Below are 13,587 nucleotides of genomic sequence, written 5' to 3'. Positions count from 1 at the left end.
ATCTCCGATCTGTGATCTGCGGTGCACGGCCTGGGCCGGAGCACTGTGCTTTCAAACACCTGTATATCAATCCAGTACCTGTATTTTTAACCAGTTTTTTCCGGGAGGCAAGCCTTGGAGCAAAAAATTTTGATCGTTGGCACCGGCGGCACCATTGCCGGTATGGCCGACGACGCCGAACACCCCGGCCAGTACCGGGCGGCGCAGCTGTCGGTGGCGGCATTGGCGGCAGCAATTCCAGGCATTGAGAACGCTGCTGGAGGCAAGCTGGAAGCCATTCAGTTGGCGCAAATTGATAGCAAAGATATGGACGATGGCGTGTGGCTGGCGCTGTTGCAAGCCTGCGACAAAGCCATGCGCGACGAGGCCATTGCGGGTGTTGTCGTGACGCACGGCACGGATACGCTGGAAGAGACGGCCTGGTTTTTGCACAGTTGTTTGGGGCGCTTGCCCAAGCCTGTGGTGCTGACTTGCGCCATGCGCCCGGCCAACGCCTTGATGCCCGATGGCCCGCAAAACCTGAAAGACGCCGTAGCCGCCGCTGCGGCCCGCAATGCCAAAGGCGAGCCCTTGCTGCGCGAAGTGGTGGCGTTGACTGGCGGCGGCGAGCTGCACAGTGCCCGCTGGGTGCAGAAGGTGCATCCGCACCGTTTGCTGGCTTTTTCGTCGGGCGAGCAAGCTGTCTTGGCTTGGGTGGGCAGCGAAGGTGTGCGTTTGCGGGACAGCACGGGCTGCGCCAGCGACGCCAAGTACCTGGGCCAGCAAAGTCTGGCAGCTTTGCCCGCCGTGGACGAATGGCCGTGGGTCGAGATTGTCAGCAGCCATGCGGGTGCCCGCGCGCAACTGGTAGACGCATTGGTGGCGCAAGGCGTACGCGGCTTGGTGGTGGCAACCACAGGCAATGGCACTGTTCACCAGGCTTTGGAAGCAGCTTTGGAGCGCGCACGCCAACAAGGCGTGGCCACTTGGCGCAGCAGCCGTTGCAGCGATGGCGTGATTGCCGATGCGCGTTTGCCGCAGGCTGCCGATCTGACCACCGATCTGTCGGTGGGGCTGAACCCCTATAAAGCCCGGGTGAGTCTGCAGTTGGCGTTGATGGGGGTGTTGCCGTGAATAGCGAAGGTATTGCCGATGCCACGAACCCTTTGGGCGCCCAAGGCTTGCACCATGTGGCCTTGATCGTTTCGCAGTACGAGCGCTCCAAGGCTTTTTACACGCAGGTATTGGGCTGCAGCATTGTGGCCGAGGAATACCGCGCCGCGCGTGATTCGTGGAAGCTTGATCTCGCCGTGCCCGGCGGTGGGCACCTGGAGCTGTTCTCCTTCCCCGAGCCGCCGCCCCGCGTCTCCCGCCCCGAAGCCTGCGGTTTGCGCCATTTGGCGATCAGCGTGCAATCGGTGCCCGCAGCGCGCAGCTATTTGCAGGCGCAGGCTGTGGAGTGCGAGGAGATTCGCTGGGACGAGGCGACTGGCAAGCCGTTTTTCTTTTTCAGCGATCCGGATGGGCTGCCGTTGGAGATTTATGCGGTCTGAGTTGGCGCGCTCGCTGGTGAGCTAGGACTCGTCAGCTTCATCAGATGGTGGGAGGTTGGCGCGGTTTGCGTCCATCCATCACCGCCGCCACCACAATGCCGATGGCACACACGGCGAACAACACGCCGGTTGGCATGCTGCCAATGGTGGAAAGCAGCCAGCTGTATAAGTCGGTCAGCATCGCGATGATGCGGTTGCTGCTTTTTTGCTGGCTGAGGTTGTTGTTGATGAAGGCGTTGAAGGACAGAACCGTAAACACCAAGGCCAGACAGGCGGTGGCTAACCATTTCATCATGAGCGTGCTCCTTGGCAGCACCCGAGCCTGATTCATAGACCTGGGTGATGGTTGATGTGCATTGATAGTGCTTGTTTATTAAATCGGAGCAGGGCTGCTTTGCCAAGAGGTGGCGTGTAACCGGGTGAGCGGTCGGGCTGGGAGGCCTGAGACCCGGCGAGCGGACAACAAAAAAGCCACTATCAGTGCGATAGTGGCTTTTGTGCGCTTGGCTGCTGGAGCGCTGGGCGGGAGGCCCGCTGCCTGCAGTTGGGCGTTGGCAGTGGCTTCAGGCGGCCAGGGCGGCAATGGCGCGGGCGGTGATTTCTTCCACGCTTCCCATGCCGCTGATGGCGCGGTACTTGGGGGCGGCTGCCGGGTCCTGCTTGGCCCAGTTGCTGTAGTAATCGACCAGGGGGCGGGTTTGGCTGCTGTAGACGTCGAGGCGCTTTTTGACGGTTTCTTCCTTGTCGTCTTCGCGCTGCACCAGGTCTTCACCGGTCACGTCGTCCTTGCCGGCCACTTTGGGCGGGTTGAATTTGACGTGGTAGGTGCGGCCCGAGGCGGGGTGGCTGCGGCGGCCGCTCATGCGCTCGATGATGGCTTCAAAGGGGACGTCGATTTCGAGCACGTAGTCGAGCTTGACGCCGGCGGCCTTCATGGCGTCGGCCTGGGGGATGGTGCGGGGGAAGCCGTCGAACAGAAAGCCTTGGGCGCAATCGGGCTGGGCAATACGGTCTTTGACCAGATTGATAATCAGCTCATCACTGACCAGCTGGCCAGCGTCCATGACAGCCTTGGCTTGCAGGCCCAGCGGCGTGCCGGCCTTGACGGCAGCGCGCAGCATGTCACCGGTGGAGATTTGCGGAATACCGTATTTTTGGCAGATGAACGCGGCTTGCGTGCCTTTGCCAGCACCGGGCGCTCCCAACAAAATCAATTTCATGACGGTCCTTGAAGATACAAAACTTGCACGGCAAAAGCGGGCCACCTGAGCCCGCTTTTACACAAAGAAACTGGGCTTGAGCATATCACGCATCAGGCGATTGTCGCCAAAACGGCGGCAAAACTGGTGTCCCGAGTGTGCAATTGGTGCATGGTGCACCGTCTTGCTTACGAAGTGCTTGCATTTGGTGCATGAGCGCCTCAGGGTTGTCCCTGGGGCGGTACGGCACTGTGGCTTGCTTCAAGACATGGAGGCAAAGACCTGGCGCACGCGCACCAGGTCTTCAGGCGTATCGACGCCGGCGCCTGGGTGGTCGGGCGTGACATGGACCGCAATGCGGTAGCCGTGCCACAGGGCACGCAATTGCTCCAGCGATTCGATTTGCTCGGTGGGCGCTTGCGGCAGCTGCGGGAAGCTTTGCAGAAAGCTGGCGCGGTAGCTGTACAGGCCCATGTGGTGCAGCGGCGCAAAGCCGGGCGTGGTGGTAGTGCCGGGGTTTTTCCACCAGGCGGTGTTGACGTGGTCGCGCCCCCAGGGGATGGGTGCACGGCTGAAGTAGGCGGCCAAGCCTTTGGCGTCGAGCACCACTTTGACCACATTGGGGTTGAGCAGCGATTCCAGATCGGCGATGGGGTGGGCCACGGTGCCCATGCTGGCTTCGGGGCGCTCGCCCAGCAAATGGGCGACGGCGTCGATCAGGGCGGGCGCTATCAAGGGCTCGTCACCTTGCACGTTCACCACAATATCGTCGCCGCCCAGTTGCAGAAGCTTGCAGGCTTCGGCTAGGCGGTCGCTGCCGCTGGGGTGCTCGGCCGAGGTCAGCACGGCCTGGATGTCGTGCTGTTTGCAGGCTTCCAGAATCCGGGCGTCATCAGCGGCCACCACCACACGTTGGGCTGTGCTTTGCTGGGCGCGCTGGGCCACGCGCACGATCATGGGCAGGCCGCCGATATCGGCCAGCGGCTTGTTGGGCAAGCGCGACGAGGCCATGCGCGAGGGGATGAGGACGGTAAAAGGAGTGGGCGCCATGGAGCTGATAAGCAAAGAGCCGGTGGCTTTGCGGGCTGCTGGAGTGGGGCTGAAGCGGGCCGGCGCAAAGAGGCTGTCCAAAGAAAAAGGGTTGCAACCAGCGGATGCAACCCAGAGGCTTGAGGGCATTGTAGCGACGGCGTGGCCCGTCGCAGTCTCTCTTCTACTTGTTCGTTGGCGCTGCGGCGGTACGCAGGCTCAGGGAATGATGGCCGGCGAAGGCGCATTGCTGGCCGGAACGCTCACTTCGTCTGGTGCCAGCAGGATTTTTTCGACGGCGCGCAGTTTTTTGGCGTCGATCAGATCGCGCATGCGGGGCAGCAAGGCCACCAGGCCTTGGTAGCCCTGGGCTTTTTCCAGCATCAGCTGCAGGCGGAAGCCTCTGAGCCCCAGCTCGCTGACCAGCACGCTGGCCACGGCGTAGGCTTTCATATAGCGATCAGTGGGGTCGCTTACCTGCACCGGGGCGCTGGCGTGGCGCGATGCAGCGTGGCGCTCTTCGCGGCTCAGCGGCTGGGGGGCGGGTGTGGCGTGTGGCGCTTCTACTTCGGCTTGCACGGTGTCTTCCAAAAGCTGCGGTTCGCTCGCCGGGTTGACCGGGCTGGCCAGCCAGCCAGTCACTTCGCTGGCCGGGGCTGGGCGCAGCAGCTCCAGCAGGCCTTGCTGAACCAGGAGCTTGATGTCTTCGAGCACCTGCAGACGCCCGTTGGACGCGGGCAGCAGTGCCATGACTTGCTCGATGCTTTTGCTGCCGTCGAACATGATGAACGCAGGGCGCAGGCGTTGTGGCAGGGCAGGGTCGCGAGCGCGCAGTGCCTCCAAGCCTTTGTCGGTCTTTTTCAGAATGAGTGTTTGCATGGCAATTCGCTGTAAAAAAGAAGGTCAGACCTGGGGCAAGCGGGGTTGCCTGCCTAAAATTTCAGCGAATTGTGTCAAATTGCAAAGAATTCTGTATTGGGGATTTTCCTGATAAGTCAAATAATTTTTCAGTTTGATTGGGAAATGTCAATCAGAACTGATTTTATGCCGGGTGCAGGGCCTGCCGGGCAATAACGAAGTTGGATGGTGTTATTGCCGTGCCCGCCGCTGGAGACGGGCACGTGCCGCTTTACGCATTGTCGCCAGCGGCAATGGCGTCGATTTCGTCGTCGCTCAAGGGGCGGGCTTCGACTTCCAGCATCACCGGAATGCCGTCGCGCACCGGGTAGGCCAGGCGGGAGCTGCGCGATACCAGCTCTTGGCGCTCGCGGTCATAGCGCAGCGGGCCTTTGGTCACGGGGCATACCAGCAGTTCAAGCAGTTTCGGGTCCATGGGCAAATCTCTTTCATTGGGGGTGGCGGGGGCGCAGTGCTTGCAAGCGTTGCTCAACTTGCCGGGCAAAGCCGGCATCGATCACCACCTGCAGCGGCACAGCCAGGGCTTGTGGCGCAATGCGCCACAGCTTGTGGGCATCTTTTTCAGTGCATAAAAGCACCGGGGCATTTATTGTAGGCCCAGCCTCAGCGGTCAGCCCCAACTGCGCCAGCCATTGCGGGTCGGTCAGGTCGGCGTGGTCGGGCAGGGCGTCGCTGCGCTCGAGCTGCAGGCCGGCCGCTTGCAGCATGGCAAAGAACTCTTGCGGGTAGGCCACGGCGGCCAGGGCGCGCAGTTTGCGGCCACGCAGCTCGGTCAGCGGGATTGGCTGGCCGTTTTGGCCAAGGGCGTAGTCGGCCAATTGGCGCTTCACTGGCCAGGTGGCCGCGCCGCTGCTGGCCAGGCCAGCTGGGGGCTCGTTGGCGTAGAGCGCCATGTCGAGGCGACGGGGCCAGGCTTCGCGCAGCGGGCCCGCTGGCAATTGCCAGCCGTTGCCAACACCCAGGCGGTTGAAGACGGCAATTTCCAAGTCGCGCGCCAAGGCCAGGTGTTGCAGGCCGTCGTCGCAAATAAGAACATCGGTTTGCGGATGCGCAGCCAGTGCGGCTTGCGCAGCCAGTGCGCGCTTGTTGGCCACAAAAACTGGCACGCCGGTGCGTTGCGCAATCAGCAGTGGCTCGTCGCCCACCTGGCTAGGGTCGCTGGCGGCAGTTACGGCCAGCGCCGTGGATTCTGCCTGCTGGCTGCGGCCATAACCGCGCGATACCACGGCCGGGTGCCAGCCTTGTGCCTGCAAGGCCTGGACCAGATGCATGGTGACCGGGGTTTTGCCGCCGCCGCCAGCAATCACATTGCCAATCACGATGACGGGCACGGGCGCTCGGTAACTGTGCAGCCAGCCCAGCTTATACAGAGAGCGGCGTAGGCCATTGAGCCCGGCATAGATCCAAGACAGCGGCAGCAAGGCGCAGGCCAGCGGTCCGCGGTGCTGCCAAGCATCGGTGATGCGGGCAGACAGCGGGCGGCTGCCGGGGGTGGTTGGAGGTGCGGGGGGCTGGCTCATGCAGGTTCGCATGCTAGCACTGCTGGCTAGCAGAGCCGGGCAGGGCTGGGCCTGCCCTGGATCTGTCGCTGTGGCTCAGTTGGCAGCCGATTGGGTGGCGAAGGTGATCTGTTGCAGGCCCACGCGGCGGGCTGCTTCCATTACCGACACCACCGATTGGTGCGGCGCCATGGCATCGGCGCTGATGATGATCACGCTGTCTTTGCCAGCCGTAGCGGCTTCGCGCAAGGCGCTGGCCATGTCGGCCACGGTCTTGCCTTCGATAGCGGTTTTGTTCACCGCGTAACGGCCATCGGAGGCCACGGCCACGATGATTTCCTTGGGCCGGTCACGCAACTGCTCGGCGTTGGCAACGGGCAAAGTCAGTTGCAGCTCGGTGAACTTGCTGTAGGTGGTGGAGAGCATCAAAAAGATGAGCACCACCAGCAACACGTCGATGAAGGGGATCAGGTTGATCTCAGGCGCTTCCTGGGTGCGGGGGCGGAAGTTCATGCGCGGCTCCAGCGGGCGGTCAAGGCTTGCGCAGCTTGTTCAGGTGGCGCAGGAACTGCTCGGACGACAGCTCCAGCGTCAGCAAAAAGCCATCGACGCGGCTGCGGAAGTAGCGCCAGAAGATCAGCGTCGGGATGGCCACGATCAGGCCGAAAGCCGTGTTGTACAGCGCGATCGAGATGCCGTGAGCCAATTGGGCGGGGTTGTTGCCGCCGCCGCCCTGCGAGCCGAAGATCTCGATCATGCCGATCACGGTGCCCAGCAGGCCCAGCAGAGGCGCTGCCGAGGCAATGGTGGCCAGGGCGGTGAGGTATTTCTCGAGCTTCTGGGCCTCGCGGCGGCCGGCGCTTTCCATGCTGGCGCGCAGGTCGGCTTCAGAAATGCGGGGCTCCAGCGTGATGGAGCGCAGGCCGCTGGCCAGCACTTCGCCGAGGGCCGAGTTTTGGCCCAGCTGGTTCACCACTTCGGCGCTGGGCACGCCGTTGGCGGAGACGGACACCGCCTCTTGCAGCAGGTTGGGAGGAGCGACCTTGGCGGTCTTCAGGGCCAGAAAACGTTCAACAATCAGCGCCAGGGCCAGGATGGAGCAGGCGATCAAAGGCCAGATCGGCCAGCCTGCGGCTTGGATAATGGAAAACAAATCTCTCTCCGCTCGTTTCTTCTCAACTTTGCATTATGGCCCAAGCAGGCTCGCCGTCCGCCTAAAATTGTGCCAGTCGCAGCCTACAGCCAACAGGCTGAAGCGCGCACAGCGGAGGCGGCAAAAGTCTTCCACAGAATATGTGGATAACCATGTGGGCAATCTGTCATCAGCCGGAAAAATCGTTGCAATGACGGGCTTTTTGTTAGATTGCTTAAAAAATAAGCTGATAAAAATACTTATAAATCAATGGCTTGTACGAAGGTTCAATCTTTTGTGCTACAGAGTATGACGTGCTGATGACGCCCTGCGGCGCCCCGGTGGCTGTGGACTACCGGTGTCGCTCCTGTGCGGAACTGTGGCTGCAGCGCAGGCCATGGCCGGCTGCCTGGCCGGTATTTGGCCGCAGTTGCGCGGCAGATGGCAGCAAGATGGCGCTGGAATGCACTTGTTTGGTGCGTATGGGGAGGCTGCTCACTGCTGTCTCGGGCGCCTGGGTTGAGCGCACTGGCGGTGCTATGCTTGCGGCCTTGCTGGTGCCGGCTTGGGCAGCATTGGCATCACTCTCAAAAAAGAAGCTGCAAACGCTGGCTGGGTGGCGTGAAAGACGGTGTTATGGCTATGTTTGATTCGGATCAGTCTACTGCAATGGCGGCCCCACGTGTCTGGGATGTGGGCGCGCTGTGCCGCGCCGTGGGCGATGCCTTGGCGGCCCGCTTCAACCCGGTCATGGTGCGGGGCGAGCTCAGCGGGTTTTCGCGTGCGGCCAGCGGCCACTGTTACTTCAACCTCAAAGATGCCAATGGCCAGATCCGTTGCGCCATGTTCAAGCGTGCTGCCCAAGGCTTAGGCTTTGCGCCGCGCGATGGCGAGCTGGTGGAAGTGGTGGGCAAGCTGGGCGTGTACGAGCAGCGCGGCGATCTGCAACTGATCGTCGAAGACATGCGCCGCGCCGGTCAAGGCGCTTTGTTTGAGCAGTTTTTGCGCCTCAAGGCCCAGCTCGAATCCGAAGGTCTGTTCGCCGCCGAGCGCAAGCGCCCCTTGCCTATGATGCCGCGTGGCATTGGCATTGTTACCTCGTTGGGCGCGGCCGCTTTGCATGACGTGGTTACTGCCTTGCGTCGGCGCGTACCGCAACTGCCCGTGGTGTTGGTGCCGGCCCTGGTGCAAGGCGCGCAGGCCGCGCCTTCTATGGTCGATGCGCTGCAGCGCCTTTACCAGTTGGCGCTGGACCAGATTGCATTCGACAACGGCTTGCTGGAGCAAGCGCCAGCCCAGGCCATTGACGCCATCTTGCTGGTGCGCGGCGGGGGCTCGCTCGAGGACCTGTGGGCTTTCAACGACGAGCAACTGGCCCGCACCATTGTGCAAAGCCCGGTGCCGCTGGTCAGCGGCGTGGGCCACGAGACCGATTTCACCATTGCCGATTTCTGCGCCGACCTGCGTGCGCCTACGCCCACTGCGGCGGCCGAGCTGGTTTGTCAGCCGCGTGACGTTTGGCTGGGTGCTTTGGAGTTGCTGCAAGAGCGTTTGAGCGATGCGGTAGAGCGCCACATCGACCGCCAATGGCAGCGCCTCGATGTGGCCGCGCGCCAGATTGCCCGGCCTTCCGCCTTGGTGCACGGCCAGCAGCAAGTGCTGGATCGCTTGGGCCAGCGCCTGCAATCGGCCGTGCAAACGCATTTGCATGCGCAAGACAAGCGCGTACAGCATCTGGCCAGCACTTTCCCGGTCAGCGTGGAGCGCCGTGTGGAGCGCCAACAGCAAAACCTGGAGCGCCTGGGCGCCCGGCTGGAGCTGCTCAACCCGCGCCAGGTTTTGTCGCGCGGCTATGCGTTGCTGACCAGCATGGACGGCCAGGTTATCAGCTCGGTAACCCAGGCGACACCGGGCAAGGCCATGCACGCCGAGCTGGCCGATGGCAGCATGGACGTGGTCGCCACTCAGCGCTTGCTGGTGTAATGGCGCAGCAACCCGATCTGTATTTCTTGAACCACCAAGGCTGAGCGACGCGCTCAAAAGCCTGCTCCCCACCTGCCACCAATACCTGTGTCTACGCCCACTACAACCTCCGAGCTGCTTACCAGCTACCGCAAAGCCGCTGCCGAAGCGGCCAAGAAAACCGAACTTGTCAAAGCCGCTGCCGCCAAAGGCCCGCGCGCCATTGCCACCGCCAGCGAAGTGGCTGCCAAAGCGGTGCGCCGGCGCAATGTGCTGGCAGCCCAACTGGCGCAATTGGGCGTGGCCTTGCCAGACAAAGCCTGATATCGCGCCGCTTTGTAGCAAGCGGTATCCGTATTCGCCATCAGGTCGAAAATCCTTTCTACAATCGACTGCTGAACCCCGAAGGCGACGATACGCCCGCAAGCCGGCCGCGTCGCCCGCATTGCCAACCATACCAACCACGAGGAAACGACGATGGAACGTACTCTGCCACCCCTGCCATATGCAATCGATGCCCTGGCTCCCGCTGGCTACAGCAAGGAAACCATGGAGTACCACTACCTCAAGCACCACAATGCTTATGTAGTCAAGCTCAACGAACTGCAAAAGGGCACCGAGTTCGAAAACATGGAACTGGAAGACGTGGTCAAGAAGTCCTCCGGCGGCATGTACAACCAGGCAGCCCAAATCTGGAACCACACCTTCTTCTGGAACTGCATGGCCCCCAACGGCGGTGCAGAACCCACCGGCGCGCTGGCTGATGCCATCAACAAAAAGTGGGGCAGCTACGCCGAGTTCAAGAAGGCCTTCGTGGCTTCGGCCGTGGGCAATTTCGGCTCCGGCTGGACCTGGCTGGTGAAGAAGGCCGACGGCTCGGTCGACATCGTCAACATGGGCGCCGCCGGCACCCCGCTGACCACCGCCGACAAGGCCCTGCTGACCGTGGACGTGTGGGAACACGCCTACTACATCGACTACCGCAACCTGCGCCAGAAGTTTGTCGAAACCTTCTTCGACAAGCTGGTGAACTGGAAGTTTGCCGAAGCCAACTTCGCTTAAGCGAAGCCCGGCGCCTGCTGATCTGTTCAGCGCCTGAACAAGCCTCCTGCGGGAGGCTTTTTTGCGTCTGAAGCGTCTGCATGCAGGCTTTGCATCTTGATGCAATAGCGCGCAAAGCCTCAATGCAGCTACTGCGCCGTTTAATCGCGCACCTTGCCGCGCAGCGCTTTCACATTCGAGCGCAGGCTTTTGCCTTGCAGGCGGCGCTGCTGCGAGCCCCAGGTGGGTTTGGTGGCTTTGCGTTTGCGTGGCACATGGGCGGCTTGGGCCACCAGGGCATTCAGGCGCTCCAACGCGTCCCACAGGTTTTGCTCCTGCGTGCGGTACTGCTGGGCTTTGATGACGACCACACCCTCGGCGGTGATGCGCTGGTCGGCTGTTGCGAGCAGGCGCTCTTGCACGGCGGCCGGCAAGTGCGAGGCGCGGATGTCAAAGCGCATGTGCACGGCGCTGCTGACCTTGTTCACGTTCTGACCACCCGGGCCCTGGGCGCGCACCGCCGTCCATTGCACGTCGGCCTCGGTCAGGAGCAGCGAAGAGGGGGCGGGCGTGGTCATGGCGAGAGAGTGCGGTGCAAGGGGAGGTCTTGGTGGAAAAGTCGGTATTTTGCGCCAGCCAACATGGCTTGGCTCAATAATTCGCTGGGTCAACTCTTGTATAAGACTTAAAAAACGGCGACAATCCCTGGCTGTTGAATTCCGTATTGTGATATTGCATTGCACCATTTCGCTGGCCTTGCCACCGGGATGCCATGCGATCATCATAGGATCGGTTTCCCACAGACGCGAAGGCAGCCCAGACCCCTGCCGCCAGCCGCGTCGAACCCTGAACTTTTGCCACTTGAAAGACCAGATGACTACCCAGCAACCCACCATCATCTACACCCTGACCGACGAGGCGCCCCGCCTGGCGACGGCAGCGTTCCTGCCCATCGTGCGCAGCTTTGCCGGCGCAGCAGGCATCAATGTGGCCGAGAGTGACATTTCGCTGGCTGCACGTATCCTGGGCCAGTTCCCCGAAGTGTTGACCGACGCACAGCGCGTGCCCGACAACCTGGCTGAGCTGGGCAAGCTGACGCTGACCCCCGATGCCAACATCATCAAGCTGCCCAATATTTCGGCATCGGTGGGCCAGCTGCAAGAGGCGATCAAGGAGCTGCAGGACAAGGGCTACAAGCTGCCCGATTACCCTGAAAACGCTTCGACCCCCGAAGAAAAAGACATCAAGGCACGCTACAGCAAGTGCATCGGCTCGGCCGTGAACCCTGTGCTGCGCGAAGGCAACTCCGACCGCCGCGCTCCCGCTGCCGTGAAGAACTACGCCAAGAAGCACCCCCACTCGATGGGCGAGTGGAAGCAATGGTCGCAAACCCATGTCTCGCACATGGACCAGGGCGACTTCTACCACGGCGAAAAGTCGATGACGCTGGACAAGGCGCGCGACGTGAAGATGGTGCTGGAGACCAAGTCGGGCCAGACCATCGTGCTCAAGGAAAAGGTCAAGCTGCAAGACGCCGAAGTGATCGATTCCATGTTCATGAGCAAGAAGGCCCTGCTGGCTTTCTATGAAAAGGAAATCGAAGACTGCCGCGAATCGGGCATTCTGTTCTCGCTGCACGTCAAGGCCACGATGATGAAGGTCTCGCACCCCATCGTGTTCGGCCACTGCGTGCGCATTTTCTACAAGGAAGCATTCGAGAAGCACGGCAAGCTGTTCGACCAGCTGGGCGTGAACGTGAACAACGGCATGGCCGATCTGTACGCCAAGATCGAAACCCTGCCCGCCTCGCAGCGCGACGAAATCGTGCGCGATCTGCACAAGTGCCAAGAGCACCGTCCGCGTCTGGCCATGGTGGATTCGGCCAAGGGCATCACCAACTTCCACTCGCCCAACGACGTGATCGTGGACGCCTCCATGCCCGCCATGATCCGTGGCGGTGGCAAGATGTGGGCGGCCGACGGCAAGCCTTACGACTGCAAGGCCGTGATGCCTGAGTCGACCTTTGCCCGTATCTACCAGGAAGTGATCAACTTCTGCAAGTGGCACGGCAACTTCGACCCCAAGACCATGGGCACCGTGCCCAACGTGGGCCTGATGGCGCAAAAGGCCGAGGAATACGGCTCGCACGACAAGACCTTCGAGATCTCCGAAGACGGCGTGGCCAACATCGTCGACATCGCCACTGGCGAAGTGCTGATGAGCCAGAACGTGGAGCAAGGCGACATCTGGCGCATGTGCCAGGTCAAGGACGCCCCGATCCGCGACTGGGTGAAGCTGGCCGTAACCCGCGCCCGCAACTCCGGCATGCCTGCCGTGTTCTGGCTGGATCCGTACCGTCCTCACGAGTCCGAGCTGATCAAGAAGGTCAACAAGTACCTCAAGGATTACGACACCGCCGGTCTGGAGATCTACATCCTCTCCCAAGTGCGCGCCATGCGTTACACCCTGGAGCGCGCTGCTCGCGGCCTGGACACCATCTCGGTGACCGGCAACATCCTGCGCGACTACCTGACCGACCTGTTCCCGATTCTGGAGCTGGGCACCTCGGCCAAGATGCTGTCGATCGTGCCTCTGATGCAAGGCGGCGGCCTGTACGAAACCGGTGCTGGCGGCTCGGCCCCCAAGCACGTCGAGCAGTTGGTGGAAGAGAACCACCTGCGCTGGGATTCGCTGGGTGAGTTCCTGGCGCTGGCCGTGTCGTTCGAAGATCTGGGCATCAAGAACAACAACAACCGCGCCAAGCTGCTGGCTAAGACCCTGGACGAAGCCACCGGCAAGCTGCTGGATCTGGACAAGTCGCCTTCGCGCCGCACCGGCGAGCTGGACAACCGTGGTTCGCAGTTCTACATCGCCATGTACTGGGCCCAGGCCCTGGCCGCTCAGACCGACGACAAGGAACTGGCAGCCAAGTTTGCGCCTATCGCCAAGGAACTGACCGACAACGAAGCCAAGATCGTGGGCGAGTTGAAGGACGTACAAGGCAAGGCAGCCGACATCGGCGGTTACTACCAGCCCGACGTGGCCAAGCTGGACGCCGTGATGCGCCCCAGCGCTACCTTCAACAAGGTGGTGGCTGAGATCTGAGCGATGCGTTCAGGTAGCTGAAAGCGAAAGCTTCAGCTAAACAAAAACCGCAGCTCTGCAGGGGGCTGCGGTTTTTTTATGGGTTTTCTCGGTTTACCGGGGTGGTGGCAAATGCCGGATTCGCCGTTTGTTATTCAAGCAGCATTGCTTCGCAATGGCGCGGGCGCGAA

The 13,587-nt window shown here is 61.7% G+C and carries 15 protein-coding genes; 6 read left to right on the top strand and 9 right to left on the bottom strand.

Annotation, left to right across the window (positions count from 1 at the left end; genetic code table 11):
- Positions 1-114: 114 nt before the first annotated feature.
- Together ACFIQF_RS14850 and gloA2 are read left to right on the top strand one after the other, a co-directional pair.
- Entirely contained in the window at positions 115-1,113 is a 999-nt protein-coding gene (locus tag ACFIQF_RS14850; RefSeq protein ID WP_393944013.1) for an asparaginase, read from the top strand.
- Positions 1,110-1,532 (top strand): SMU1112c/YaeR family gloxylase I-like metalloprotein, encoded by a 423-nt coding sequence (gene gloA2, locus ACFIQF_RS14845; RefSeq protein ID WP_393944011.1) that lies wholly within the window; start codon positions 1,110-1,112, stop codon positions 1,530-1,532. The genes ACFIQF_RS14850 and gloA2 overlap by 4 nt, the downstream gene beginning before the upstream one ends.
- Positions 1,533-1,572: 40 nt before the next feature.
- Here gloA2 and ACFIQF_RS14840 read toward each other — a convergent pair whose 3' ends face one another.
- The 8 genes from ACFIQF_RS14840 to ACFIQF_RS14805 form a co-directional block, all read right to left on the bottom strand.
- A complete protein-coding gene (locus ACFIQF_RS14840; protein ID WP_393944009.1) occupies positions 1,573-1,827 on the bottom strand; it encodes a hypothetical protein in 255 nt (84 codons plus the stop codon).
- A gap of 268 nt (positions 1,828-2,095) precedes the next feature.
- Positions 2,096-2,752, bottom strand: a complete 657-nt coding sequence (gene adk, locus ACFIQF_RS14835; protein WP_393944007.1) for an adenylate kinase — start codon at positions 2,750-2,752, stop codon at positions 2,096-2,098.
- Positions 2,753-2,992: 240 nt separating this feature from the next.
- Positions 2,993-3,781, bottom strand: a complete 789-nt coding sequence (gene kdsB, locus ACFIQF_RS14830) for a 3-deoxy-manno-octulosonate cytidylyltransferase (RefSeq protein WP_393944005.1) — start codon at positions 3,779-3,781, stop codon at positions 2,993-2,995.
- 198 nt (positions 3,782-3,979) lie between these two features.
- Positions 3,980-4,639 carry a hypothetical protein gene (locus tag ACFIQF_RS14825; protein ID WP_393944004.1) on the bottom strand — a complete coding sequence of 220 codons (660 nt, stop codon included), beginning with the start codon at positions 4,637-4,639 and terminating at the stop codon, positions 3,980-3,982.
- Positions 4,640-4,889: 250 nt separating this feature from the next.
- On the bottom strand, positions 4,890-5,093 hold the full coding sequence (locus ACFIQF_RS14820; RefSeq protein WP_393944002.1) for a Trm112 family protein: 204 nt from the start codon (positions 5,091-5,093) through the stop codon (positions 4,890-4,892).
- Positions 5,094-5,106: 13 nt separating this feature from the next.
- The gene (gene lpxK / locus ACFIQF_RS14815; protein WP_393944001.1) at positions 5,107-6,198 is read right to left on the bottom strand and encodes a tetraacyldisaccharide 4'-kinase; all 1,092 of its coding nucleotides are present in this window, start codon (positions 6,196-6,198) and stop codon (positions 5,107-5,109) included.
- Between the two features lie 75 nt (positions 6,199-6,273).
- Entirely contained in the window at positions 6,274-6,690 is a 417-nt protein-coding gene (locus ACFIQF_RS14810) for an ExbD/TolR family protein (RefSeq protein WP_393943999.1), read from the bottom strand.
- A gap of 19 nt (positions 6,691-6,709) precedes the next feature.
- A complete protein-coding gene (locus tag ACFIQF_RS14805; RefSeq protein WP_393943998.1) occupies positions 6,710-7,330 on the bottom strand; it encodes a MotA/TolQ/ExbB proton channel family protein in 621 nt (206 codons plus the stop codon).
- 621 nt (positions 7,331-7,951) lie between these two features.
- On the opposite strand from ACFIQF_RS14805, the gene xseA reads away from it, so the two are divergent.
- The 3 genes from xseA (at position 7,952) to ACFIQF_RS14790 (ending at position 10,333) form a co-directional block, all read left to right on the top strand.
- Positions 7,952-9,292 (top strand): exodeoxyribonuclease VII large subunit, encoded by a 1,341-nt coding sequence (gene xseA / locus ACFIQF_RS14800; RefSeq protein WP_393943996.1) that lies wholly within the window; start codon positions 7,952-7,954, stop codon positions 9,290-9,292.
- Between the two features lie 87 nt (positions 9,293-9,379).
- Positions 9,380-9,595, top strand: a complete 216-nt coding sequence (locus ACFIQF_RS14795; protein WP_393943995.1) for a hypothetical protein — start codon at positions 9,380-9,382, stop codon at positions 9,593-9,595.
- Positions 9,596-9,748: 153 nt separating this feature from the next.
- Entirely contained in the window at positions 9,749-10,333 is a 585-nt protein-coding gene (locus ACFIQF_RS14790; RefSeq protein ID WP_393943993.1) for a superoxide dismutase, read from the top strand.
- A gap of 140 nt (positions 10,334-10,473) precedes the next feature.
- Here the strand turns inward: ACFIQF_RS14790 and arfB are convergent, their stop codons facing one another.
- On the bottom strand, positions 10,474-10,890 hold the full coding sequence (arfB, locus tag ACFIQF_RS14785) for an alternative ribosome rescue aminoacyl-tRNA hydrolase ArfB (RefSeq protein WP_393943992.1): 417 nt from the start codon (positions 10,888-10,890) through the stop codon (positions 10,474-10,476).
- A gap of 295 nt (positions 10,891-11,185) precedes the next feature.
- Here arfB and ACFIQF_RS14780 point away from each other — a divergent pair, with 295 nt between their 5' ends.
- A complete protein-coding gene (locus tag ACFIQF_RS14780) occupies positions 11,186-13,417 on the top strand; it encodes an NADP-dependent isocitrate dehydrogenase (protein ID WP_393943991.1) in 2,232 nt (743 codons plus the stop codon).
- Positions 13,418-13,587 lie beyond the last annotated feature (170 nt).

The organism is Comamonas trifloxystrobinivorans, assembly GCF_043359985.1.
In the GTDB taxonomy this organism is placed as follows: domain Bacteria; phylum Pseudomonadota; class Gammaproteobacteria; order Burkholderiales; family Burkholderiaceae_C; genus Comamonas; species Comamonas trifloxystrobinivorans.
This window is presented reverse-complemented; position numbering and strand designations above follow the sequence as displayed.

What these genes read in the sequence shown, in the direction of transcription:
- adk (WP_393944007.1), bottom strand. Translation starts at nt 2,752, where the DNA reads ATGAAATTGATTTTGTTGGGAGCGCCCGGTGCTGGCAAAGGCACGCAA.
- xseA (WP_393943996.1), top strand. Translation starts at nt 7,952, where the DNA reads ATGTTTGATTCGGATCAGTCTACTGCAATGGCGGCCCCACGTGTCTGG.
- ACFIQF_RS14790 (WP_393943993.1), top strand. Translation starts at nt 9,749, where the DNA reads ATGGAACGTACTCTGCCACCCCTGCCATATGCAATCGATGCCCTGGCT.
- kdsB (WP_393944005.1), bottom strand. Translation starts at nt 3,781, where the DNA reads ATGGCGCCCACTCCTTTTACCGTCCTCATCCCCTCGCGCATGGCCTCG.
- ACFIQF_RS14825 (WP_393944004.1), bottom strand. Translation starts at nt 4,639, where the DNA reads ATGCAAACACTCATTCTGAAAAAGACCGACAAAGGCTTGGAGGCACTG.
- lpxK (WP_393944001.1), bottom strand. Translation starts at nt 6,198, where the DNA reads ATGAGCCAGCCCCCCGCACCTCCAACCACCCCCGGCAGCCGCCCGCTG.
- ACFIQF_RS14840 (WP_393944009.1), bottom strand. Translation starts at nt 1,827, where the DNA reads ATGATGAAATGGTTAGCCACCGCCTGTCTGGCCTTGGTGTTTACGGTT.
- ACFIQF_RS14810 (WP_393943999.1), bottom strand. Translation starts at nt 6,690, where the DNA reads ATGAACTTCCGCCCCCGCACCCAGGAAGCGCCTGAGATCAACCTGATC.
- arfB (WP_393943992.1), bottom strand. Translation starts at nt 10,890, where the DNA reads ATGACCACGCCCGCCCCCTCTTCGCTGCTCCTGACCGAGGCCGACGTG.
- ACFIQF_RS14780 (WP_393943991.1), top strand. Translation starts at nt 11,186, where the DNA reads ATGACTACCCAGCAACCCACCATCATCTACACCCTGACCGACGAGGCG.
- ACFIQF_RS14820 (WP_393944002.1), bottom strand. Translation starts at nt 5,093, where the DNA reads ATGGACCCGAAACTGCTTGAACTGCTGGTATGCCCCGTGACCAAAGGC.